Below are 21231 nucleotides of genomic sequence, written 5' to 3'. Positions count from 1 at the left end.
GCGCGGCGCGGGTAGCATTTCCCCCGACCCCCACGACCATCGGAGCCGCACCCGCATGACCGACGAGACCGCCACCACCGACACCGCGATCGCCGACGCCGCCGCACTGGCCGAGCAGGAGACCAGCGAGCAGCGACAGGTCCGGCTCGACAAGCGGGCGAAGCTGCTCGAGTCCGGCATCGAGGCGTACCCCGCCGAGCTCCCGATCACGACGACGATCCCGGCGGTCCGCGACCAGTACGCGTCCCTCGAGACCGGTGAGGAGACGCAGGACGTCGTCGGCGTCGCTGGCCGCATCGTGTTCTCGCGCAACACCGGCAAGCTCTGCTTCGCGTCGCTGCAGTCCGGCGACGGGTCCCGCATCCAGGCGATGGTGTCCCTGGCCGAGGTCGGTGACGAGTCCCTCGCGCGCTGGAAGGAGTTCGTCGACCTCGGCGACCACGTGTTCGTGCACGGTCGCGTGATCTCCTCGCGTCGTGGCGAGCTGTCGATCATGGTCGACGAGTGGGCCATCGCGGCGAAGGCGATCCTGCCGCTGCCGAACCTGCACAACGAACTGAACGAGGAGACGCGGGTCCGCCAGCGCTACCTCGACCTCATCGTCCGCGACGAAGCGCGCGCCACGGTCCGCGCCCGCGCCGCCGTCATGTCGTCGCTGCGCCAGACGTTCACGTCCCACGAGTACCTCGAGGTCGAGACGCCCATGCTGCAGACGCAGCACGGTGGGGCCTCTGCCCGTCCGTTCGTCACCCACTCGAACGCCTTCGACACCGAGCTCTTCCTGCGCATCGCGCCGGAGCTCTTCCTGAAGCGTGCCGTCGTCGGCGGGATCGACCGGGTGTTCGAGATCAACCGGAACTTCCGCAACGAGGGCGCCGACTCGTCGCACTCGCCCGAGTTCGCGATGGTCGAGGCGTACCAGGCGTACGGCAACTACGAGCAGATGGCCGACCTGACCCAGGAACTCGTGCAGAACGCCGCACGAGCCGTGACCGGGGGCTCGCTCGAGGTCACCCTGCCCGACGGCAGCGCGTACGACCTCGGCGGCGAGTGGCCCCGCATCGACATGTACGGCTCGCTGTCCGCAGCTGCCGGCCGCGAGATCACGCCCGAGACGCCGTTGGCCGAGCTGCAGGAGCTCGCCGCGGCCGAGGGTGTCGAGGTCGCGCACGCCACGCACGGCAAGTACGTCGAAGAGCTCTGGGAGCACTTCGTCATCGACTCGCTCGACCGCCCGACGTTCGTGATGAACTTCCCGGTCGACACCTCGCCGCTCACCCGCGAGCACCGCACCCGTCCGGGCATCGTCGAGAAGTGGGACCTGTACGTCCGCGGCTTCGAGCTCGCCACGGCGTACTCCGAGCTCGTCGACCCCGTCGTGCAGCGCGAGCGGTTCGTCGAGCAGGCGAAGCTCGCGGCCGGGGGCGACCCCGAGGCGATGCGCGTCGACGAGGAGTTCCTGCGGGCTCTCGAGCACGCGATGCCCCCGTCGGGTGGCATGGGCATGGGCGTCGACCGCCTGCTCATGGCGATCACCGGCCTCGGGATCCGCGAGACGATCCTGTTCCCCCTGGTCAAGTAGCCCCCGGTTCCCCGGGGTACGATGCTCGGGTGCCGCATGGAGTCGTGACCGGGATCATCTTCGCCCTGACGCCGACCATCGTCGTCGGCCTCATCTTCTGGTTCGTGATGCGCGCCATCATGCGGGCCGACCGCTCCGAGCGTGCCGCGTACGCCAAGGTCGAGGCCGAGGAGCGTGCCCGCTTCGAGCGCGAGCACGGACGCCCCGCGCCGGCACCGGCCTCCGCCGAGTAGCCAGCCGCACCGCACCGCCGCACCGCCGCCCCCACAGGACGCCGACCCCACCAGGGTCAGCGCCCTGGACTCCTGCGCGCCCGCGACCGGCCACGCACCGTTCACCTCGCGGTCGCCCGCCGGGGTGAGCATCGTCCGCATGGCAACCACACATCCCTTCGTCGGCCGCAGCCTCGTCGGTGACATCGAGAGCGAGTACGACGAGTTCGACCGAGACGCCGACCTCGAGGTGTCGAAGCGCCGGGACGGGTGGCTCGAACCCTCCTGGTGACCCCCACTCGTTCGGTGTTCGGGGTACGACGACCAGATCGCACAGATCCGGTCGGACGTACCCCTTTTGCATGTCCGGAGGACGCAGGCGCTCGGGGTACAGGTTCGGAAACGCGTGAGAAACACGCCTGCAACGCCGGAAACATCACGTCATACCCGTGATCGGGGGCCAATCGGGGGACGAGAACGTCGGTGTGCTGTACCCCGCAACGGGCCGTTTCGATGACGAAGCACGGAGAAGCCTGAGAATCATTCCGATGGGTTTGTGGGGTACACCTCCGGACCGCTTTACTCGTGAACACCCCAAGCAGTACCCAGAAGCAACACCCCCCAGCACCACCGCACGAAGCCATCACCGCCGAACGCAGGGAGCAACACCATGACGATCGCAACGGCTGCACCGAGCACCACCCGCCGCGCCACCACGAAGAAGGCAGCGGCCTCCAAGACCCAGGGCGCCGAGTCCACGACCACGTCCCTCGACACCGACGTCGAGGCCGACGAGCAGCTCGCCGGCGTCCGCGGTGCCTCCGTCGACCAGGTCGGCGACTACCTGCGCCACATCGGTCGTCTCTCGCTCCTCACCGCCGAGGAAGAAGCGCAGATCGCCCGCCGCATCGAGGTCGGTCTGTTCGCAGAAGAGAAGCTCGCGACCGAGAAGGGCCTCGCCAAGACCCTGCAGCGCGAACTCCGCTGGCTCGTCCGCGACGGTGAGCGCGCCAAGGAGCGGATGATCACCTCGAACCTCCGCCTGGTCGTCAGCATCGCGAAGCGCTACTCGCAGCGTGGCCTGCCGTTCATGGACGTCATCCAGGAGGGCAACCTCGGCCTGGTCCGTGCGGTCGAGAAGTTCGACTTCACGCAGGGCTACAAGTTCTCGACCTACGCGACTTGGTGGATCCGCCAGGCGATCTCGCGTGGTCTCGCCGACAAGGCCCGGACGATCCGCATCCCGGTCCACACCGTCGAGCTGATCAACAAGATCTCCCGCACCGAGCGCGACCTGACCGTGGACCTCGGCCGTGCGCCGATGCCCGACGAGGTCGCCGCCGAACTGAGCATGACCGTCGAGGAGCTCGTCGACCTCAAGGGCCGTTCGCACGAGCCGGTGTCGATCCACACCGTCGTCGGCGACTCGGACGACAGCGAGCTGGGCGACTTCATCGAGGACGAGGATGCTGCGTCCCCGAACGAGCTCACCGAGACCACGCTCCTGCACCGCGACATCCGCTCGATCGTCGCCGAGCTGCCGAGCGAAGAGGCGAACGTGATCCGCATGCGCTACGGCCTCGACGACGACAAGCCGATGACGCTCGACGAGATCTCGAAGATCGTGCACACGACCCGCCAGGCCGTCAGCCGGGTCGAGTCGCGTGCCAAGCTGCGCCTGTTCGCCAAGGCCGTCTCGCAGGACATGCAGCTGTACCTGACCGACTGAGGTCAGCAGGGCTTCGGCCGGCGCACGCGTCGGCAGGGGAACCCGGGTCGTTCTGTGGGAAGACGATCCGGTGGGGTGATGGGAAGGCCCGCTCGAGCACTGCTCGAGCGGGCCATTCACGTTCGTGGGGGCGGGGCACCTGCCCGGATCGCTACTGGTCGAGTTCGCGCCCGAGCTTCTGCCGCAGGTCGCTCGGGATCAGTTCGATGAGCTGGTCGGGGCGGACCGGCAAGTCGAGCAGGCTGAGCTTCACCCGCCCGGTGCGCCCGTGCCGTTCGGCATCGAGGCGAACGACGCTGCCGGCGTCCTTCCGGAGTCGGACGTCGATCTGCGCACCGGTGGCGACCTCGCCGACGACGAGTCCGTCGACCTCGAGTGCGGCGCTCCGGGTGCCCTCGGCGATGTCGAAGCGGTAGCGCTCCCGCGCGGCGAGCACCACGGCACGGTCGATCCCGGCCATCGGTGCGACCGGGGTCACGACGGACCCGGACAGTGCGGGGGACAGCACCGGACCACCTGCGGCGTAGTTGTACGCGGTGGACCCGGCGGGCGTCGCGGCGACGATGGCGTCCGCGCGGTAGTACCCGTAGCCGAGCCCGCCGACGCTGAGGTCGGCCGACACCTGGCCGGAGCCGGGGCGCCGCACGATCGTCAGGTCGTTGAAGGCCAGGTAGTCGGTGCGTGCGCCGCTCCAGGACAGCCGGGCCTCGAGCGCGTGGTGCGGTTCGAGCTGGTACTCGCCTGCTGACAGGCGGTCGAGCGCCGCCTCGAGCTCGGGCGGTTCGATCTCGACCAGGAACCCGACGTTGCCGTAGTTCACGCCGAGCACCGGGACCGGGCGCTTCGCCACGAGTCGCATCGCGCCGAGCATGGTGCCGTCGCCGCCGAGTGCGACGACGAGGTCGACCCGCGCGGTGAAGTCGTCGTCCTCCACCGCCGTGATGCCACCACCGATCCGCTGGGCGTCGGCGCGACGGGCGACGAGTTCGCCGAGACCGGACGCGTTCCAGCGCTGCAGGGTCGTGACCGACTCCTGCACGTTCTTGGTCGGGTGGACGACGAGTCCGACGACGGGCTGATCCATGACCGGATCGTACCGAGCGGCGCTGGGACGAGCACTGTTCAATTGTCCTTGCATGCGATATTCTGAATACATGCAGATCGCGCAGCTGTCCGTCGCCCTTCCCACCGTCCGGCAGGGGCGCGAGATCGTGCTGCTCGCCGACCTCGAATCCCACGAGACGGGCTTCGGCTTCGTCGACGCGGAGCACCTCCTGCTCGCCGCCGTCACCCTCTGCAGCGGGATGCCCCGGTTCCGCCCCGTCCTCGAGGCGCACGGGGTCACCCCCGAAGCCGTCCGCTCCGAGATCAGTGCCTTCGTCGGCGCCCGGACCGCCTGCACCGCTGAGCACGACCGGGTCGCCTGCACCCCGGCGGCCGCTCGCGTCCTCGCCCGGGCCGCCGTCCTCGCCGGTCCCGCCGAGCGCGTCCGACCCGTCCACGTCGTGCTCGCCGTCCTCGAAGGCGTCGACGACCCCTTCATGGGGTCGGCCCACGACGTCCTCGACGCCCTCGGCGTCGAGCCGCGCCGCTTCCGGCGTGCCCTGCGTCGGGCAGCTCGCCGCGCCTGACACGCAACCCAGGAGCGATCGGGAGGCCCGTGGCGGACGCCGCCGCGGGCCTCCCGTCGTCTGTTCCGTTCGCTCACTGCGCACATCGCGCAGTGAGGTCACGCCCACGGCGAACAGGGGCAGCCCGCACGGGGAGCGCTGGTTACTCTCGGAGTACGTGACCGGACTCAGACGAGACCGGACCAGCTGTCGGCTCCGTCAGAAAGGGCCAAGGGAGAGCACATGTTCGAGAGATTCACCGACCGAGCCCGTCGTGTTGTCGTCCTCGCTCAAGAAGAAGCGAAGATGCTCAACCACAACTACATCGGCACCGAGCACATCCTCCTCGGCCTCATCCACGAGGGCGAGGGCGTTGCTGCCAAGGCGCTGGAGTCGCTCGGCATCTCGCTCGACGCCGTGCGCGAGCAGGTCCAGGACATCATCGGTCAGGGCCAGCAGCAGCCGACCGGGCACATCCCGTTCACGCCGCGCGCCAAGAAGGTGCTCGAGCTGTCCCTGCGCGAGGCGCTGCAGCTCGGCCACAACTACATCGGTACCGAGCACATCCTGCTCGGCCTGATCCGCGAGGGCGAGGGCGTCGCAGCCCAGGTGCTCGTGAAGCTCGGCGCCGACCTGAACCGGGTCCGCCAGCAGGTCATCCAGCTCCTGTCCGGCTACCAGGGCAAGGAAGCGGTCGCCGTCGGCGGCGAGCAGCAGCAGAACGCGCAGCAGGGTTCGCAGGTCCTCGACCAGTTCGGTCGCAACCTCACCCAGGCCGCACGCGACGGCAAGCTCGACCCCGTCATCGGGCGCGAGAAGGAGATGGAGCGGGTCATGCAGATCCTCTCCCGCCGCTCCAAGAACAACCCCGTCCTGATCGGTGAGCCCGGCGTCGGCAAGACCGCCGTCGTCGAGGGCCTCGCCCAGGCGATCGTCAAGGGCGACGTGCCCGAGACGCTCAAGGACAAGCAGCTCTACTCGCTCGACCTCGGATCGCTCATCGCCGGGTCCCGCTACCGCGGCGACTTCGAAGAGCGCCTGAAGAAGGTCACGAAGGAGATCCGCACCCGCGGCGACATCATCGTCTTCATCGACGAGATCCACACGCTCGTCGGTGCCGGTGCAGCCGAGGGCGCGATCGACGCCGCCTCGATCCTCAAGCCCCTCCTCGCCCGCGGTGAGCTCCAGACCATCGGTGCCACCACGCTCGACGAGTACCGCAAGCACTTCGAGAAGGACGCCGCACTCGAGCGTCGCTTCCAGTCGGTGCAGGTCAACGAGCCGTCGCTGCCGCACACGATCAACATCCTCAAGGGCCTGCGGGACAAGTACGAGGCGTTCCACAAGGTGTCCATCACCGACGGCGCGATCGTCTCGGCCGCCAACCTGGCCGACCGCTACGTGCAGGACCGCTTCCTGCCGGACAAGGCCATCGACCTGATCGACGAGGCCGGCGCTCGCCTGCGGCTGTCGATCCTGTCGGCACCGCCGGAGCTCCGCGAGTTCGACGAGAAGATCTCGACGGTCCGCGGGTCGAAGGAAGCCGCCATCGAGGAGCAGGACTTCGAGAAGGCCGCCAGCCTGCGTGACGAGGAGAAGAAGCTCCTGGGTGAGCGTCTCCGCCTCGAGAAGCAGTGGCGTGCCGGTGACGTCGCCGCGTCCGGCACCGTCGACGAGGGCATCATCGCCGAGGTCCTGGCGCAGGCCACGGGCATCCCGGTGTTCAAGCTCACCGAAGAGGAGACCTCGCGTCTCGTCTTCATGGAGAAGGCACTGCACCAGCGCGTCATCGGTCAGGAAGAAGCCATCTCGGCCCTGTCCAAGACGATCCGCCGTACCCGCGCCGGCCTGAAGGACCCGAACCGCCCCTCGGGGTCGTTCATCTTCGCCGGCCCCACGGGTGTCGGCAAGACCGAGCTCGCCAAGGCGCTCGCCGAGTTCCTGTTCGACGACGAGGGCGCACTGATCTCCCTCGACATGTCGGAGTTCGGCGAGAAGCACACCGTCTCGCGGCTGTTCGGTGCCCCTCCCGGGTTCGTCGGGTTCGAAGAGGGCGGCCAGCTCACCGAGAAGGTGCGTCGCAAGCCGTTCTCCGTGGTGCTGTTCGACGAGATCGAGAAGGCCCACCCGGACATCTTCAACTCGCTGCTGCAGGTGCTCGAGGAAGGCCGTCTCACCGACGGTCAGGGCCGTGTGGTCGACTTCAAGAACACCGTCATCATCATGACCACGAACCTCGGTTCGCAGGGCATCGCCGGTGGCCCGGTGGGCTTCCAGGTCGAGGGCAACTCGGCAGTCGGCTACGACCGCATGCGCGGCAAGGTCAACGAGGAGCTCAAGAAGCACTTCAAGCCCGAGTTCCTGAACCGTGTCGACGACACGATCGTGTTCCCGCAGCTGTCGCAGCCCGAGCTGCTGCAGATCGTGGACCTGTTCGTGAAGCGTCTGGCCGACCGTCTGCTCGACCGCGACATGACGGTGGAGCTCACGCTCCCCGCCAAGGAGCAGCTCATCAAGGTCGGGTTCGACCCGTCCCTCGGTGCTCGCCCCCTGCGTCGCGCGATGCAGCACGAGGTCGAGGACCAGCTGTCCGAGCACATCCTGCAGGGTGAGCTCACCGCGGGCGACCACGTGAAGGTCGACTTCGTCGACGGTGCGTTCCACTTCGAGACCGGGCGTCAGCCGGGCCGCGAAGAGGTCCTGACCGGAGCGCCGTCGCTCGAGAAGGCGCCGGAGGCGCCGCAGAGCGAGATCGAGTCCTAGGACCCGACACCAGACAGACGGGAGGCCCGGTGCCAGCTGGCACCGGGCCTCCCGTCCGTCTCCACGTCGGGTCCAGAACCCGGCTCGCCGATACGCGCGTCCCGCGTCCGCGCACCCCCGTCCGGGGGTACGGTGGAACCAGCGCGCGAGACGTTCCCCCCAACTCCTCGCGCGTCGCACTCGATCGGTTCCCCCCAACGGATCGAGTCGCTGCCGGCCCCGGTCTGTTCGCAGACCGGGGCCGTTGCACGTTCGCTAGTCGACGGCGGGCAGTGCCCCGACGAAGTGGCGGACCGCGTCCTCCCAGCGCTCCGGGTCCTCGTTCCACTCGAGCGTGTGCGGCGCCGTGCGGAACGCGACCGCCGTGGTGTGCTGGCGAGCGGTGCGCGCGGCCACGTCGTCCGGAGCGACCAGTGCGTCGGCGGTGGAGTGGATCACGAGCGTCGGCGTCGTCGAGTCCTGCCAGGTCGTGGTCGTGACCGGTGCCGGCGCCCCGGCCAGGCGGGACAGCACCGGGGTCGTGACGATGCGAGCAGCGATCGTGCCGACGAAGGCGGGCAGGCGTGCCCCACGGACCGCTCCCCGGAGCGCCGACGCGACGTCGAGCAGTGGCGAGACGGCCACGATCGCATCGACGGCGACCCGGCCGGCCGCGACCGAGCAGGCGAGTGCGCCGGCGGACCAGCCCTGCAACACCACGCGCCGAGCGCCGCGGGCACGAGCGGCCCGGACCGCGGCGACGATGCGGTCCGCCGCCTGCGGGTCGAGGGAGCGCAGCGGCAGGTCCGTGGTGTCGACGACCTCGGAGGTCGCGCCGAGGCTGCGCCAGACACCGACGCCGCGGAGGACCTGTCGCGGCCCCAGGGACTGCCCGTGCACGTGGACGACGTGGGTGGTGGCGGCTTCGGGCTCGGTGCCGGGGACGTCCGCCGGACCGTCGTACCGCAGGGCGTCCCAGCCCCACTCGCCGGGCGCCACGGTGTCGGCGACGCTGCGACGGACCGTGTCACCGGGGCCGCTGCTGTCGGATCCGGTGCCCGTGGTGCTGATCGCGCCGACCTGGACGCGGGCGTCGTCACGCTGCAGGTCGTACGTCCCCGGCAACCGGGTGTCGCGCGTCGCGTCGAGTTCGACGTCCGTTCCCGTACTGCTCCGCACGGTGGCGGTCGCCGTGTACGGGGTGGGGAAGAGCAGCCGTCGTGCGACGAACGCGCCCAGTCCGAGCGTCCCGACGGCGCCGGCTGCGGTTCCGAGTGCGGTGGTGCGGCCAGCTGTCATGAGAGCTCCCTGAGTCGTGCGGTGGTGATCGTCGCCGCCGCCGGCACGTCCTGTCCGGCTTCGCGTGCGCGGTCCTCGATCTCGACGGCCAGCCGGTGCAGGCGACTCCGCCACTGGCGACGCTGCCAGCCGATCGTGAAGTAGAGCCCGGTGTTGCCCGAGGCCGCCTCGAGTCGTCGGAGTTCCGGTTCCAGGGTGCGGAACCGGTGCCGGGTGTCCCGCCAGTCGCGGAACTCCCGTGCCGCGTCCGGCAGCACGCCCCCGGCGGCCCCGACGGCCAGCAGCACCATGGACAGCAGGAACACCGGGGCGTACACGGTGGAGAGGGCGTGGATCGCACCGTCGACCCCGGCGACGTGGGCGGCGTCGAGCGCGATCGCGATGGCGGCGAGCAGGACCAGCCCGACGGCCCCGACGACGAACAGCCAGTACATCCGGCCGAGCCCGTCGCCGCTCCGGAACCCGCGCAGCACGGCGGTCGCGGAACGGGCGATGACGACCGCGATGTACGTCATCTCGACCGCGGAGTACAGCGCGGTCGGCAGCTGGTCGCCGTAGACGGTCATGAACTGCGCCGTCGGGGTCGGGGCGTCGACCATCGTGAAGAGCACGACGAGCGTGAGGAGCACGGCCACGCAGACGATGATCCGGCTCGCGCGCAGGAGCTTCGCGGAGCGTGCCGCGGCCTCCACCGACTGGGCGAGTGCGAACATGCCGCACACCATGAGGCACCGGCCGACCAGGTCGGCGATGTTCGGTACGTGCGTGATGCCCGCGAGGAAGGTCGTGACGTCCGGCTGGTTGATCGTCAGGCCGACGGCGACGAAGCCGCAGCAGGCCATGAGCCACGTGACGCTCGCCGACTGGGTCCGAACGAGCAGCAGCCGGACGACGAGCACCGTCAGGATGACCCACACCGGGATCGACCCCCAGACGTGCAGCGTCACCGGAAGATCCCGGGCTCGCGGTCGTCCGGGTCGAGCAGCCCGATCCGGAGCGCGAGTTCGTCGGCGACGAGTTCGACCGCCTGCTCGTGCGGGGTGTCCAGCGACCGCGTGAACGCCGTCCGGCCGGTGAGCAGCCCCGTGTAGGCCTGGTGGTCGCAGCCCGGATCCGCCAGGAACACGTGCGCGAGTTCGTGGAGCACGCACGCCACGCGGGAGCGCTCGGACAGGTCCGGACGGGTCTCGAGGACTGCGTGGTCGGCGCGCTGGATGAAGCGCGCGGAGAGGTCACCGGGCAGGTCGGTAGTCCGCAGCCGGATCGGCTTGCCGAGGGTGGACTCCGCGCGAGCGAGGAGGGCGGGCAGCGTCAGGCGCCGGGGGAGACCGAGCCGTCGCACGCTCCGCCGGGCCGTGGCCTGCCGACGTCGGGCACCGAGCCGCTCGCGCACGCTGCTCACGGCGCGGACCCCGACTCGTCGAGCCGGCGGAGGTGCTCGGTGAAGTCGCGGATCTCGCCGGCGGAGGCGAACTCGCCCAGCCGACGGGTCGCGAAGGCGACGACCTCGCGCTTGCGGAGTTCGAGGACGAGTTCGAGCTGCGCCTGCACCCGCTCGGGCACGTCGGTGTTGCCCGCAGCGTCGGTCAGGTACTCCGCCGGCACGCCGAAGTAGCCGGCCAGTGCCGCGAGGAGGCGCTGGTCGCGGACTGCCGGACCGTTGCCCCCGAGCATGTAGCCCCACCGCGGCCGGCTCATCGACGCACCCTGTGCCTCGATCTCGGCTGCGATCTCCTTGTAGGACGGTCGCTGCCCGGCATTCGCCTCGACGACGTCCATCAACAACTGCAGCTTCCGCGAGAGTTCTCGTCGGTGTGCGTCGTCGTCGTTGTACTCGATCACGTCTCCCCGCCCTGTACATCTGTCTCAGACATGATAAAACTGAACCAGCACAACAGCCAGTGCGACCACTCTGCCAGGGTCGCGCCGGTCCGGCAGGTCGGCATGTCGTGGGGGGATGCCGAACGAAACCGGTGCACGGACGAAACGGGAGGCCCGGTGCCAGCTGGCACCGGGCCTCCCGTCTTTCCGCTTGCGGACGTGTCAGGCCGTGATCACGCCTGCACGTCGCCGCGCCAGCCCGTGTCGGTCGGGGCCGACTCCACGCGCTCCTTGTAGTTCTGCAGGTCCTTCTTGATGGCGTGGCCACCGACGCCGACCGCGGCGCCGAGCTTCTCGAGGAAGCCGGAGGGCTGCCAGTCGATCTGCGCGGTCACGCGCGTCTCGTTGTCGGAGAGCTTGTGGAAGGTGACGACACCGGCGTGGTCGGTCTCGCCGTCCTTGACGGTCCAGGCGACACGCTCGTCGGGGTGCTGCTCGGTGATGACGGCGCGGAACTCGCGCTCCTGGCCGGCGACCTTCACGGTCCAGTCGGTGGTCTTGTCGTCGACCTGGACGATCTTCTCGACCTCGTCGAGGAAGTGCGGGAACTCCTCGAAGCGGGTCCACTGGCCGTAGGCGGCGGAGACGGGGACGTTGACGTCGACGGTTTCGATGATCTGAGGCATGGTGTGGACGGTAGGCGGCGCTGCCTGGGCGCGGTCCAGCAGGGTGTCCCCCGGAGCGGTCGGGTTCTGTTCCACCGCGCCCGGCTAGGGTTGTCGGGATGACAGAGCACGGGAAGCACGCGTTCGACGTCCGTGACGAGCACGGGATCCTCGTGCGACCGGCACTCGCCTCGGACGTCCCGCACATCCAGCGGCTCATCGCGCCCTACGTCGACCGGCGCATCCTGCTCGGCAAGGAGAACGTCGCGCTGTACGGCTCGATCCAGCAGTTCCGGATCGCCGAGGGCCCCGACGGTGTGCCGATCGGCTGCGGCGCCCTCGCCGTCTTCTGGGACGACATCGCCGAGGTCCGCACGCTGGCGCTCGACGCCGACTGGATCCACAAGCGCGTCGGACACCGGATGCTCGAAGCACTCGAACACGACGGCCGTGAACTCGGCGTCGCCCGGATCTTCTGCCTGACGTTCGAGGTCGACTTCTTCGCGAAGCACGGGTACCTCGAGATCGGTGAGCAGGTCGTCGAACCGGCGGTCTACGCCGAACTGGTCCGCTCGTCGGACGAAGGGGTCGCGGAGTTCCTCGACCTCGCCCGGGTCAAGCCGAACACCCTCGGCAACACCCGCATGCTGAAGATCCTCTGACGCTTTCGTGCGGGCCCCGGCGGGGTTCCCGGCCCGGGCTTCCGCGGGTGTCTACCCTGTGCGCATGTCGTCGTTGCGTCACCCCGTCGGACCCGAGAAGCCGGTCGTCTACTGGCGCCGTCGAGCACTCGTGCTCGGAGCGCTCGTGGTCATCGTCGTGGTGGTCGTGCTCATCGTCGTCGGGCGGGGGAGCGCGTCGACCCCGACGGCTGCTCCGACGCAGTCGCCGTCGGCCTCGGCTGGTGGCGCTTCGACTGCCGGTGGCTCGTCAACTGGTGGGGGTTCGTCCGCTGGTCCGTCCCGTTCTGCGTCCGCTGCGCCCTCTGGTGCCGCTGCAGACGGCGCGACGTGCAGCAAGGACCAGGTCGTCCTGACGCCCGTCCTCGACAAGCAGGCCTACGGCCCGACCGAGGACCCGAAGATCGCCATGTCGATCGAGAACTCCGGCACGAACTCGTGCCACCTCGACCTCGGGTCAGCACAGCAGGTGTTGACGATCAGCTCGGGCGAGGAGCAGTACTGGTCGTCGAAGGACTGCCAGACCGGCGGCACGAACCAGGACGTCACGATCAAGGCCGGGCAGACCCTGACGACGCCGGCGATCACGTGGGACCGGACCCGGTCGTCGAGCACGACGTGCGACGCGTCTCGGCCGGCGGTGTCTGCCGACGGGGCGAGCTACCACCTGGAGGTCGCGGTGGGGAACCTCGAGTCGAAGAGCTCGGTGCAGTTCATCCTCCAGTAGCCCTGGTGTGGTGCGGGCTGGTAGCCTCGAGGCAAGTGGATTGGGAATGCCCGATCGGCGTCGAACCCCCGGACTCCCGGGGGTTCTCGCTTTTCACGGGTACACCTTCAAGCCCCACCCTTTCTCGGAGCCGGACGGCGACTTCGGCATCCGCTCGAGGATGCGGTCCCACGCGCGGTTCGGCTGGTCGGGCTTGAGGAGATGCGTGCCGATCGGGCGGGCGACGAGATCGGCGATCTGGAGACCGGCGCTGTTCGTCTGCTTGCTCGCGATCCGGAAGCGGAACGTCTCGGCCATCCCGCGCATCCTCGTCGTGGCCATGATCCGGTCGAACTCAGCTTCGAGCTGCCGGTCCTCGGCGCGGCCGCGGCTCTCGAAGACCACGAAGGTCTCGCACCGTGATGCTCCCCGATCCTGGAGCTGGAGGAAGACGCGCTCGAGACCGAACTCGAGAGCGACGTGGTACGGGCTCGTGTCCTCTCCGACACGGCGCACGAACTCGTGTTTGCGGATCGCAGATGCGATCACGCCGAACCGCTCGTCGAACACCGCGTCGATCCGAGCCATGAACGCGCTGCGGACCGACGCGTTCAAGAGGATGTCGAACGGTGGTGCCGACTGCCGCATCTCACGTTCGTGGAAGACGACCATGTCGTGGTTGAAGAAGTCGAACTTGATGCGCTGGATGAGCGGGACGATCCGGTCGACGTAGACATCGACGGGGAAGACGCAGAACGCGAGGACGAACATCGGGTAGTCGGGATTGATCCGCGTGAGACTGTGGTCCCCGCTCTCGTCAACGTAGACGATGTATCCGCTGCGCACCGCCCCAACATGTCAGCGAACAGCAAACGGCCCCGCCGTCCGAAGACGACGGGGCCGTTCGAAGCTGATGTGAATCAGAGGACGGTGATGTTCTCCGCCTGCGGGCCCTTACGGCCTTCGGTGATGTCGAACTCGACCTTTGCGTTCTCTTCCAGCGACTTGTAGCCGTTGCCAGCGATGGCAGAGAAGTGAGCGAAGACGTCAGCGCTTCCGTCGTCCGGGGCGATGAAGCCGAAGCCCTTTTCGTTGTTGAACCACTTGACGATACCGGTAGATGCCATGATGGCGTTTCCTTAGCTTTCTTGCGTTCCGCCCGGGTGCGATCGCACCTGCGGAGCCCCGACGTACGTCGACGGGGGTGATGCGCCACGCGGGCAGGTGCCGGCGGGACGGGTTCGGGGTCAGACCGTGATGGCCAGAGACCCTGGTAGTCCGAGTTGAGGGGCAAACCACCTCGCCCGAACGTTGAGCGCCGCCGAAGCGGTACCACCAGGCTAGCGTGCTCAGGCCAGATCGGCTAGGTGGGAGCCGCGGAACACGGAAATCTGATGAAATTGATCTGATGGCAGACAAGGAACAGCGCTTCCGGAGCGAACAGCTCGAGGAGGCGCTCGCGCAGCAGGACGTCGCTGCGGTGGCGTTCGCGCTCCGCAACGACATCGTGATCGTCCCCCGACTCGTCACCGGCAAGAAGGACATGCAGGTGCGCGTGTTCGGTCGAGAGGGCTCCGAGCAGCGCATCCTGCTGCTGTTCTCGTCGGCGGACGCCTACACGGCGATGGTGCCGGACGAGAAGATCCGGCAGGTCATGGTCTACGACGGGCCGCGGCTCGAGGAGTTCCTGGCCGCACACCTCGACATGCTCGAGGGTGTGTTCTTCGACATCGCCGGACCGCACACGATGCAGGCGACACCGCAGGACCTGCTGGCCGCTTTGCGCGCGTAGGCGTTCAGAACGCGCGGTCGAGTTCGCGCTCGCGTGCTGACTGGGTCATCGAGAACGCCACGCGCAGGGCTTCGCGTAGGTGCCCGGAGTCGGCGCCGAGGACCGTCGTGAACCCGAGCCGGCTGGCTTCGTTCACGCGCTGCTTCGTCCCCGTGGCCGGTCGGATCTCACCCGCCAGGCTGATCTCGCCCACGGCCGCGAGGGTGTGCGGGTACGGGCGGTCGCGGGCAGCGCTCGCGAGGGCCAGGGCGATCGCCAGGTCGGCTCCGGGCTCGGTGAGCTTCATGCCGCCCACTGTCGAGACGTAGACGTCGGCATCCGAGAGCTTGAGCCCCGCGCGCCGTTCGAGCACTGCGAGCAGCATCGCCACGCGAGACGCATCGACGCCGTTCACGACGCGGCGGGGCTGCGGTGCCGAGCTCGGGACGATGAGCGCCTGGACCTCGACCGGCAGAGCACGACGTCCTTCGAGCGCAACGGTCACGCAGGTACCCGACACCGGCGTGGTGTTCTTCGACATGAAGAGGCCACTGGGGTCGGGGACCTCGTGGATGCCGTCGCCGCCCATGTCGAAGCACCCGACCTCGTCCGTGGGGCCGAACCGGTTCTTCAACGCACGGACGAACCGCAGTGCCGTCTGCCGGTCGCCCTCGAAGTGGCAGACGACGTCGACCAGGTGCTCGAGCAGCCGCGGGCCGGCGATCGTGCCGTCCTTTGTGACGTGCCCGACGATGAGGACGGGCAGGGCGCGGTCCTTCGCGATACGGATCAGGGTCGACGCGACCTCGCGCACCTGGGACGTGCCCCCTGCGATGCCGTCGATCGAGCTGGAGGAGATGGTCTGCACGGAGTCGGCGATGAGCAGGTCGGGCTTGACCTGGTCGATCTGCCCGATGATGACGCCGAGGTCGACCTCGCTCGCCAGGTAGAGGTCGTCGTGCATCGCCCCGGTGCGCTCTGCGCGGAGCCGGACCTGGTCGACGGACTCTTCCGCGCTGACGTAGAGGACGCGCTTGCCGGAAGCCGCCGCGCGCGACGCGACTTCGAGCAACAGCGTCGACTTGCCGACACCGGGCTCACCGGACAGCAGCACTGCGGCCCCCGGCACGACCCCGCCGCCGAGCACCCGGTCGAACTCGCCGATGCCCGTCTGCCACCGCTGCACCGACGTGCCGCGGGCTTCGGTGATGGGCCGAGCGGCACGGGCGCCCGTGACGGCGACGGCCGCGGTGCCACGGGTGCTGGCCGACGCTGCCGAGGAGTCCTCGACCGTGCCCCAGGTCTGGCACTCGCCGCAGCGGCCGACCCACTTGACACTGGTCCAGCCGCACTCGGTGCAACGGTAGAGGGACTGCGGGCGGGCCATGTCGTCGAGGCTAGGCCGTGCCGCCGACATCGCCGGAGCGGTGCGCCGGCTCGTCGGGCAGGGCGATCGACCCGGTCATCCGATCGCGGATCCGTTCGACGGGACTCCGCCGGTTGGCGTGGTCGAGCGCCTCGGCGCCGTCGGTGTCCTGTTCGGCACGGGCGTTCGCCACCGCCCCGGCCTCGCGCCCGAGGTTCTCCGCTTCGCGCGCGGACAGGTAGTGCCGGATCGCCGCGACCGTGTCGACGCGGGCGTCCACCGCGGGCTCGAACGCGCTCGCCCAGACCTCGTAGCCGCGGTCGTTCGGGTGGAAGAGGTCGCCGTAGCTGTTGAAGAACGTGCGGCGGACCCCGACCCGCTTCGTGATCGTGTGCAGCGGGGCCACCGTCAGCCCGAACTCGGCGGCCACCCGGTGCACGATCTCGTTCGCCACCGCCACCTTGCGCTCGCGGTCCGGCACGAACATGCACGGCAGCTCGGCCACCACCGCGTGCGACGGGACCGCGCCGTAGATCGCCCGGATGTTCCGCTCGAACTTGTCCGGATCGAAGTCGGCGATGTCGTTCGCCCCGATCGACACCGTGCAGATGTCCGGCGTGTGCTGCCGGAGCTTCGGCAGCTGGTCGCGCTTGGCACCCCACGTCGTCGACCCCGAGACACTGAGGTTCACGACCCGCACCGACTCGTGGGAGCGGTGCCGGATCCGTCGCGCCAACAGGCCCACGTACCCGCGGGACGGAACGGTCGCGCCGACGCCCTGCGCTGCCGAGTCACCGATCGCGACGTAGAGGAGCTGCCCCTCGTGCTGCTGCCGCTCGTGCCACCAGTCGGCGTGGATCGGCAGCATGTCGACCACGCGTTGCGCAGCCGCCCGCTGCCCCTTGACCCCGGCACGGGCCCCGACGGCAGCGGCGCCGAGGACACCGGCCCCACCGAGGACGGACGTCAGGAGAGCGATGAGGGTGCGGGTCTTCATGCCGTGGACGGTACGCCCGGTCATCGAGTCGTTGACGTGGGCGGCCTGTGGGTGTGGGAAGAGCCCTGGATGTGACCGCCTGTGGAGGGTGGGCCGGCGTCGGGTGTCGTGACGGGCCTCCCGGATCGTGTAAGATCTTTCCCGGTACCGTGTCCGAGCGGCCGAAGGATCATGTCTCGAAAACATGTGTGGGGGCAACTCCACCGTGGGTTCAAATCCCACCGGTACCGCCAAGAAACCGCATAGCCTCGACGAGAAGTCAAATCTCGCGAGGCTATGCGGTTTTTTCGTGGTGCGACACCACGGCGCGAGTTGACTTCGTGAGTTGATGTCACGATCATCGAAATCGTGTACGAGTTCGACCAGGACGAGATGGACCGTCTCGATCGCTCGGGGTTGAAGAAGCACGGCCCCAAGGGCGAGAGGCGGCCGAAGAAGAGAGCCGACGGTGAGGGCACCGTTTTCGCAGTGCAGCGGACCAGGAAAGACGGCTCGACAGATACCTACTACTGGGCCGCAAAGACCATTGAACTGGGTCCCAAGACCCAGAAGATCACTGCCCAGGCGCGCACGGAGCGGGAAGCCATTGATCGGCGCGACCTCAAAATACTGAAGCTCCGGGTGGCCTACGGACTCGAACCCGCCGAACGCTTGCCCCCCCGATCCTAGGATCGCTCTGCTCACTGTGGGCGACTGCCTCATCGATTGGCTCACAGAGCGCAAGACCCAGGGGCTGGCTCCCAACTCGATCCACATGTACGACGTTCGGATTAGGAACCACCTACTTCCGGCCTTCGGCACGGCTCCCGTGCGGCTCCTCACCTACGATCAGCTCCGGCTCTTCTTCGACACAACGCTGCCCGCCAAGGGGTTGGGTCCGGACTCCATTCGCCAGGTGTTCGTATGTCTGCGGAGCGCCATGGACTACTACCTGCGGGATGGCAAACTCACCACCCATCCCATGCTGGGACTCAAACCGCCAGCGAAGAAGAGCAAGGCCATCGAGAGCACGAAGGCGATCCGGCGAGCGTCCAAGTTCCTCGGCAAGTATCTGATGGTCGAAGCCCGGAAGGCAGATCAGGAAGCTCGCTGGTTCTGCGGCTTGCTCGGTATGCGCCAGGGAGAAGTGCTCGGTCTGACGGACGACAGCCTCGACGGAGCAAGGCCGAAGGACCGGGGACGCCGGATCATCGTCAAGCAGCAGCTCCAGCGAGTGAGCGCTGAACACGGCTGCACTCTCGACCATGCAACCGGGCGCTGGAGCTGTGGGCGGCAAACGAGTAACTGCCCAAAGCGCATTGGGGAGACTCGCTGGGTCCTACAGCGCACCAAGACCGAGAGCAGTTACCGGGAAATCGTCATCTCGGAGCGCGCCTGGCAAATGCTCATTGAGCACCGGAATAAGCAGCGAGCACGGCGAAAGCTTCGGACCTTCCACCCCGAGAGCGGCGACGGACTGGACGAACTCCTCTTCATCAGGGAGGACGGTAAGCCGATCTATGCGCAACGGGATCGATCAGCGTTGGAGGAGCTGATCTCCTCGATCAAGCATCTGCCCATGGATCTCACGGTACACACGCTCCGCCACATTGCTACAACTGTCCTCATCGACGGGGGAGCGGATCGGGACGACCTCATTGCCATGATGGGTTGGAGTCCGAAGAACGCCGATGCGCAGATCGCGACTTACTCCTCGGCAGATGTTGCACTCCGTGCCTCAAAAACCAGCCTCCAGTATGTGGAGGGGTTTTACGGTGAGGCGTAGATGCTGGTGGAGGGAAGAGTGAGTAGTATTCGCTAGAGGTTCCTTTGGATCTCGACCCGACCCGGAGGAATAACTCATGCGTGACAGCTTCTCTCAAGAAGCATCGGTGTCGTTCGCGGCCAGTGCTTCGGCGAGCCCTTGGCGAATAGCCGAGGACACTCGAGCTCTGTTCGAGATTTGCTTCGGCGAGCTTTGGAAGCAGGTGGAGGTTGAATACGAAGCGTCTTCGCTATCCCATATCAGGTTCACTGGTAAGGACCTGACGGAGCTCCAAGCCAGGGTCGAAGAGTACGGCGGCCCAATGCGTGACATCTCGATCTATGCTAATCATTGGGCCAATCACGAGATGAGGTCTTGTGACGCCAATATCTGGATCAAGGATGGTATGGCGAGTTCGATCAGCTTCACCTGGCGCACCCCGCTCCTAGTCGACACGGAAGCGTTCCGATACAGCGTCGAGCGTGTCTTGGGTAGTTATCGGCGGCGCAAACGATGGAGTGAGGCTGCACTGAAGGTTTTACCAGTTCGCCACAACGCGAACGCCGGTTCGAGTCCGACCGTGAGCGAGCCGATGCTCAAGGTGGGTGGTGTGAAGTGGGGCTTCAGGCGGTGGTTCGTACAGAACCGAGACGGGATTATCGTCTCGCTAGGAGCGGGGATTGTCGTGACAGTCGGGATCATCGCGCTGCAGATTTTCGGCGTAATCCCCGTCCCGAGCTAGCGACTGCTGACGAAACGGCCACGCGCTGTGCGCGCGTGTGGATCTCGAGTGCGCAAATCGAAGCTAGCTGTCCAGCATGCCCCAGTCCTCACCGAGGACCCAGCGCAGAGCTGAGATGCGGCCGGACAGATAGCCCCAGTTCCAGTCGGACTCCACATCCTTCGCCAACTCCTCGACGCAGTACTGCTGCTCCATCTCGCGCTTCGCAGCAAGCATGCCGGCCTTGATGTCATCGGCGCAATCGTAGAGATCGACATTCTCATCGAGAGGCTTACGCTCGTACCAGAGTCGATCCGCAAGCTCGCTTTCGGCACTCAGGATCTCCGACACTCTGCGAAGCGTGCTCGTCCCGACGTCGTGGCGGAACGCAATGTCGAGGTTCTTCGCAACTAGTTGGAGGAGCTGCGGCTTCTCCCAGACGCGGACACGGAAGGGGGGCCGGTTTGAGCGCTCATAGTCCGCAAGCCAGTTCTTCGCGCCGTTACCGCCGCCAGCGTCCTCTGGCGCCGGCTCGTCAATCTTGTCCTGAGCAGCGGACTCGCGGCTCTCGGGTTGCTGATCCACGCCAGCAGTATATGAGGGTCGCTCCGGTTGACGACCGGGCCGAGTTGTGGCGGCCCGTCTGCGCGCTTCTCGAGTAGGACAATGACCATGTGCGACAGACGGCGGAAAGCGCCTCACACCGCAGGCTACGGTCACTCCGACATGAGGAAAGGCCAGGGGTGGGCCTGTGCCCCCGGCCTCTCCTGTGGGTGGTTCTAATCGAAGAAGTCAGCGACTAACCGGAGCGCGAAGATCACAGCGATCACTGCCACGCTCCAGAGGATGAGCTGCCTGCGAATCTTATGCAGCATCGGCCTGCTCCTTTGCTGCCTGCCACTCATCGAGTGAGAAGTACGGCTTCTCGAAGGCGGGTAGCTCCAGGGCCCGGACGATGGTGGAACGGGACACTCCCCAATCTTTGGCGAGCTTGCCAGGAGTCAAGTGCTCGGACGGGTCCGCTTCCGAGGTGAGACTCTGGGCGTAGGCGAAACGGATCGCGCTGACCTCGGCTAGCTTCAGCTTGAGCTTCTGACCTCGACCGCAATCCCTTGGCGACCTTGGCCTCCATGCCCTCGCTCATCCGGCTCGTGACGAGCGAGCGCTCAAACTCAGCCAGCGCGCCGAGCATCTGGAGCATGGGCCTGGACATGGGCGAGTTGGCGTCGTAGGTGAAGGAGTCAGCCAAAGCAGTGAAGCTCGCCCCGAGCTGACCTAGCTCCTCCACTCCGGTGAGTAGCGCCTGAAGCGATCGGCTGAAGCGGTCGAACTTGACCACACAGACCGTAACCTCGTGCCCTTGCACTCGAAGCTCGCGCACTCGCTCGAAGAGAGCGCGGTACTCCTTGCGCTCATGATTCTTCGACCCGGATACAGCATGATCGGAGAACAGCTCGGTGCAGCCCGCACCGCGAAGCTGATCGAGCTGATTGTCGTTCCTCTGGTTGACGGTGGACACTCGGGCGTAATCGAGTCGGTATGCGGTCATGATCTTCCTTCTAGGATCGAGTCGAGCCATGTTTGCC

At 67.5% G+C, this 21231-nt stretch carries 24 protein-coding genes and 1 tRNA gene; 13 read left to right on the top strand and 12 right to left on the bottom strand.

Going from position 1 to position 21231, the window contains the following annotated elements:
- Positions 1–55 precede the first annotated feature (55 nt).
- The 4 genes from lysS to ITJ59_RS02745 all read left to right on the top strand — a co-directional run bounded on the left by lysS (position 56) and on the right by ITJ59_RS02745 (position 3523).
- Positions 56–1582 (top strand): lysine--tRNA ligase, encoded by a 1527-nt coding sequence (lysS, locus tag ITJ59_RS02755; RefSeq protein ID WP_194649598.1) that lies wholly within the window; start codon positions 56–58, stop codon positions 1580–1582.
- Between the two features lie 29 nt (positions 1583–1611).
- Positions 1612–1815, top strand: coding sequence for a hypothetical protein (locus tag ITJ59_RS02750; protein ID WP_194649597.1), 204 nt, complete (start codon positions 1612–1614; stop codon positions 1813–1815).
- Between the two features lie 139 nt (positions 1816–1954).
- Complete coding sequence (locus tag ITJ59_RS19340) at positions 1955–2086, top strand: hypothetical protein (RefSeq protein WP_267238334.1); 132 nt, start codon at positions 1955–1957, stop codon at positions 2084–2086.
- A gap of 378 nt (positions 2087–2464) precedes the next feature.
- Positions 2465–3523 carry a sigma-70 family RNA polymerase sigma factor gene (locus tag ITJ59_RS02745; protein ID WP_194649596.1) on the top strand — a complete coding sequence of 353 codons (1059 nt, stop codon included), beginning with the start codon at positions 2465–2467 and terminating at the stop codon, positions 3521–3523.
- Between the two features lie 151 nt (positions 3524–3674).
- Here ITJ59_RS02745 and ITJ59_RS02740 read toward each other — a convergent pair whose 3' ends face one another.
- The gene (locus tag ITJ59_RS02740) at positions 3675–4607 is read right to left on the bottom strand and encodes an NAD(+)/NADH kinase (RefSeq protein WP_131844940.1); all 933 of its coding nucleotides are present in this window, start codon (positions 4605–4607) and stop codon (positions 3675–3677) included.
- A 52-nt stretch (positions 4608–4659) separates the two neighbouring features.
- On the opposite strand from ITJ59_RS02740, the gene ITJ59_RS02735 reads away from it, so the two are divergent.
- Both ITJ59_RS02735 and ITJ59_RS02730 read left to right on the top strand, forming a co-directional pair.
- Entirely contained in the window at positions 4660–5154 is a 495-nt protein-coding gene (locus ITJ59_RS02735; protein WP_194649595.1) for a Clp protease N-terminal domain-containing protein, read from the top strand.
- A 222-nt stretch (positions 5155–5376) separates the two neighbouring features.
- Entirely contained in the window at positions 5377–7896 is a 2520-nt protein-coding gene (locus ITJ59_RS02730) for an ATP-dependent Clp protease ATP-binding subunit (protein ID WP_194649594.1), read from the top strand.
- 255 nt (positions 7897–8151) lie between these two features.
- On the opposite strand, the gene ITJ59_RS02725 is transcribed toward ITJ59_RS02730, so the two are convergent.
- The 5 genes from ITJ59_RS02725 to ITJ59_RS02705 all read right to left on the bottom strand — a co-directional run bounded on the left by ITJ59_RS02725 (position 8152) and on the right by ITJ59_RS02705 (position 11681).
- Entirely contained in the window at positions 8152–9174 is a 1023-nt protein-coding gene (locus tag ITJ59_RS02725) for a hypothetical protein (protein WP_194649593.1), read from the bottom strand.
- Positions 9171–10121 carry a hypothetical protein gene (locus ITJ59_RS02720; RefSeq protein WP_194649592.1) on the bottom strand — a complete coding sequence of 317 codons (951 nt, stop codon included), beginning with the start codon at positions 10119–10121 and terminating at the stop codon, positions 9171–9173. Before ITJ59_RS02720 ends, ITJ59_RS02725 begins: the two co-directional genes overlap by 4 nt.
- Positions 10118–10576 (bottom strand): hypothetical protein, encoded by a 459-nt coding sequence (locus tag ITJ59_RS02715; RefSeq protein ID WP_194649591.1) that lies wholly within the window; start codon positions 10574–10576, stop codon positions 10118–10120. Before ITJ59_RS02715 ends, ITJ59_RS02720 begins: the two co-directional genes overlap by 4 nt.
- The gene (locus tag ITJ59_RS02710; RefSeq protein WP_194649590.1) at positions 10573–11016 is read right to left on the bottom strand and encodes a hypothetical protein; all 444 of its coding nucleotides are present in this window, start codon (positions 11014–11016) and stop codon (positions 10573–10575) included. The genes ITJ59_RS02715 and ITJ59_RS02710 overlap by 4 nt, the downstream gene beginning before the upstream one ends.
- A gap of 212 nt (positions 11017–11228) precedes the next feature.
- Positions 11229–11681: an SRPBCC family protein gene (locus ITJ59_RS02705; protein ID WP_194649589.1), complete on the bottom strand. Its 453-nt coding sequence runs from the start codon at positions 11679–11681 to the stop codon at positions 11229–11231.
- 98 nt (positions 11682–11779) lie between these two features.
- On the opposite strand from ITJ59_RS02705, the gene ITJ59_RS02700 reads away from it, so the two are divergent.
- Complete coding sequence (locus ITJ59_RS02700; RefSeq protein WP_194649588.1) at positions 11780–12322, top strand: amino-acid N-acetyltransferase; 543 nt, start codon at positions 11780–11782, stop codon at positions 12320–12322.
- Positions 12323–12386: 64 nt separating this feature from the next.
- Positions 12387–13067, top strand: a complete 681-nt coding sequence (locus ITJ59_RS02695) for a hypothetical protein (RefSeq protein WP_194649587.1) — start codon at positions 12387–12389, stop codon at positions 13065–13067.
- 93 nt (positions 13068–13160) lie between these two features.
- Here ITJ59_RS02695 and ITJ59_RS02690 read toward each other — a convergent pair whose 3' ends face one another.
- The gene (locus ITJ59_RS02690; RefSeq protein ID WP_194649586.1) at positions 13161–13892 is read right to left on the bottom strand and encodes a DUF3800 domain-containing protein; all 732 of its coding nucleotides are present in this window, start codon (positions 13890–13892) and stop codon (positions 13161–13163) included.
- Between the two features lie 74 nt (positions 13893–13966).
- Positions 13967–14173 carry a cold-shock protein gene (locus ITJ59_RS02685; protein WP_194649585.1) on the bottom strand — a complete coding sequence of 69 codons (207 nt, stop codon included), beginning with the start codon at positions 14171–14173 and terminating at the stop codon, positions 13967–13969.
- Positions 14174–14454: 281 nt separating this feature from the next.
- Here ITJ59_RS02685 and ITJ59_RS02680 point away from each other — a divergent pair, with 281 nt between their 5' ends.
- On the top strand, positions 14455–14838 hold the full coding sequence (locus tag ITJ59_RS02680) for an SseB family protein (protein WP_194649584.1): 384 nt from the start codon (positions 14455–14457) through the stop codon (positions 14836–14838).
- 4 nt (positions 14839–14842) lie between these two features.
- Here ITJ59_RS02680 and radA read toward each other — a convergent pair whose 3' ends face one another.
- Both radA and ITJ59_RS02670 read right to left on the bottom strand, forming a co-directional pair.
- The gene (radA, locus tag ITJ59_RS02675) at positions 14843–16204 is read right to left on the bottom strand and encodes a DNA repair protein RadA (RefSeq protein ID WP_194649583.1); all 1362 of its coding nucleotides are present in this window, start codon (positions 16202–16204) and stop codon (positions 14843–14845) included.
- A gap of 10 nt (positions 16205–16214) precedes the next feature.
- Entirely contained in the window at positions 16215–17180 is a 966-nt protein-coding gene (locus ITJ59_RS02670; RefSeq protein ID WP_228510766.1) for an SGNH/GDSL hydrolase family protein, read from the bottom strand.
- Between the two features lie 143 nt (positions 17181–17323).
- On the opposite strand from ITJ59_RS02670, the gene ITJ59_RS02665 reads away from it, so the two are divergent.
- From ITJ59_RS02665 to ITJ59_RS02650, 4 genes are all read left to right on the top strand, one after another.
- A tRNA-Ser gene (locus ITJ59_RS02665) sits at positions 17324–17413 on the top strand.
- 115 nt (positions 17414–17528) lie between these two features.
- On the top strand, positions 17529–17849 hold the full coding sequence (locus ITJ59_RS02660; RefSeq protein WP_194649581.1) for a hypothetical protein: 321 nt from the start codon (positions 17529–17531) through the stop codon (positions 17847–17849).
- 16 nt (positions 17850–17865) lie between these two features.
- Positions 17866–18945 (top strand): tyrosine-type recombinase/integrase, encoded by a 1080-nt coding sequence (locus ITJ59_RS19535; protein ID WP_323749378.1) that lies wholly within the window; start codon positions 17866–17868, stop codon positions 18943–18945.
- A gap of 76 nt (positions 18946–19021) precedes the next feature.
- The gene (locus tag ITJ59_RS02650) at positions 19022–19666 is read left to right on the top strand and encodes a hypothetical protein (protein WP_194649579.1); all 645 of its coding nucleotides are present in this window, start codon (positions 19022–19024) and stop codon (positions 19664–19666) included.
- 63 nt (positions 19667–19729) lie between these two features.
- Here the strand turns inward: ITJ59_RS02650 and ITJ59_RS02645 are convergent, their stop codons facing one another.
- Together ITJ59_RS02645 and ITJ59_RS02640 are read right to left on the bottom strand one after the other, a co-directional pair.
- Entirely contained in the window at positions 19730–20230 is a 501-nt protein-coding gene (locus tag ITJ59_RS02645; RefSeq protein ID WP_194649578.1) for a hypothetical protein, read from the bottom strand.
- A gap of 316 nt (positions 20231–20546) precedes the next feature.
- The gene (locus tag ITJ59_RS02640; RefSeq protein WP_194649577.1) at positions 20547–21194 is read right to left on the bottom strand and encodes a recombinase family protein; all 648 of its coding nucleotides are present in this window, start codon (positions 21192–21194) and stop codon (positions 20547–20549) included.
- Positions 21195–21231: the final 37 nt, after the last annotated feature.

Source organism: Curtobacterium sp. VKM Ac-1393, assembly GCF_015350995.1.
Lineage (GTDB): Bacteria > Actinomycetota > Actinomycetes > Actinomycetales > Microbacteriaceae > Curtobacterium.
The sequence above is the reverse complement of the archived record's forward strand: the minus strand, read 5'-3'. Positions and strand labels throughout refer to the sequence as shown.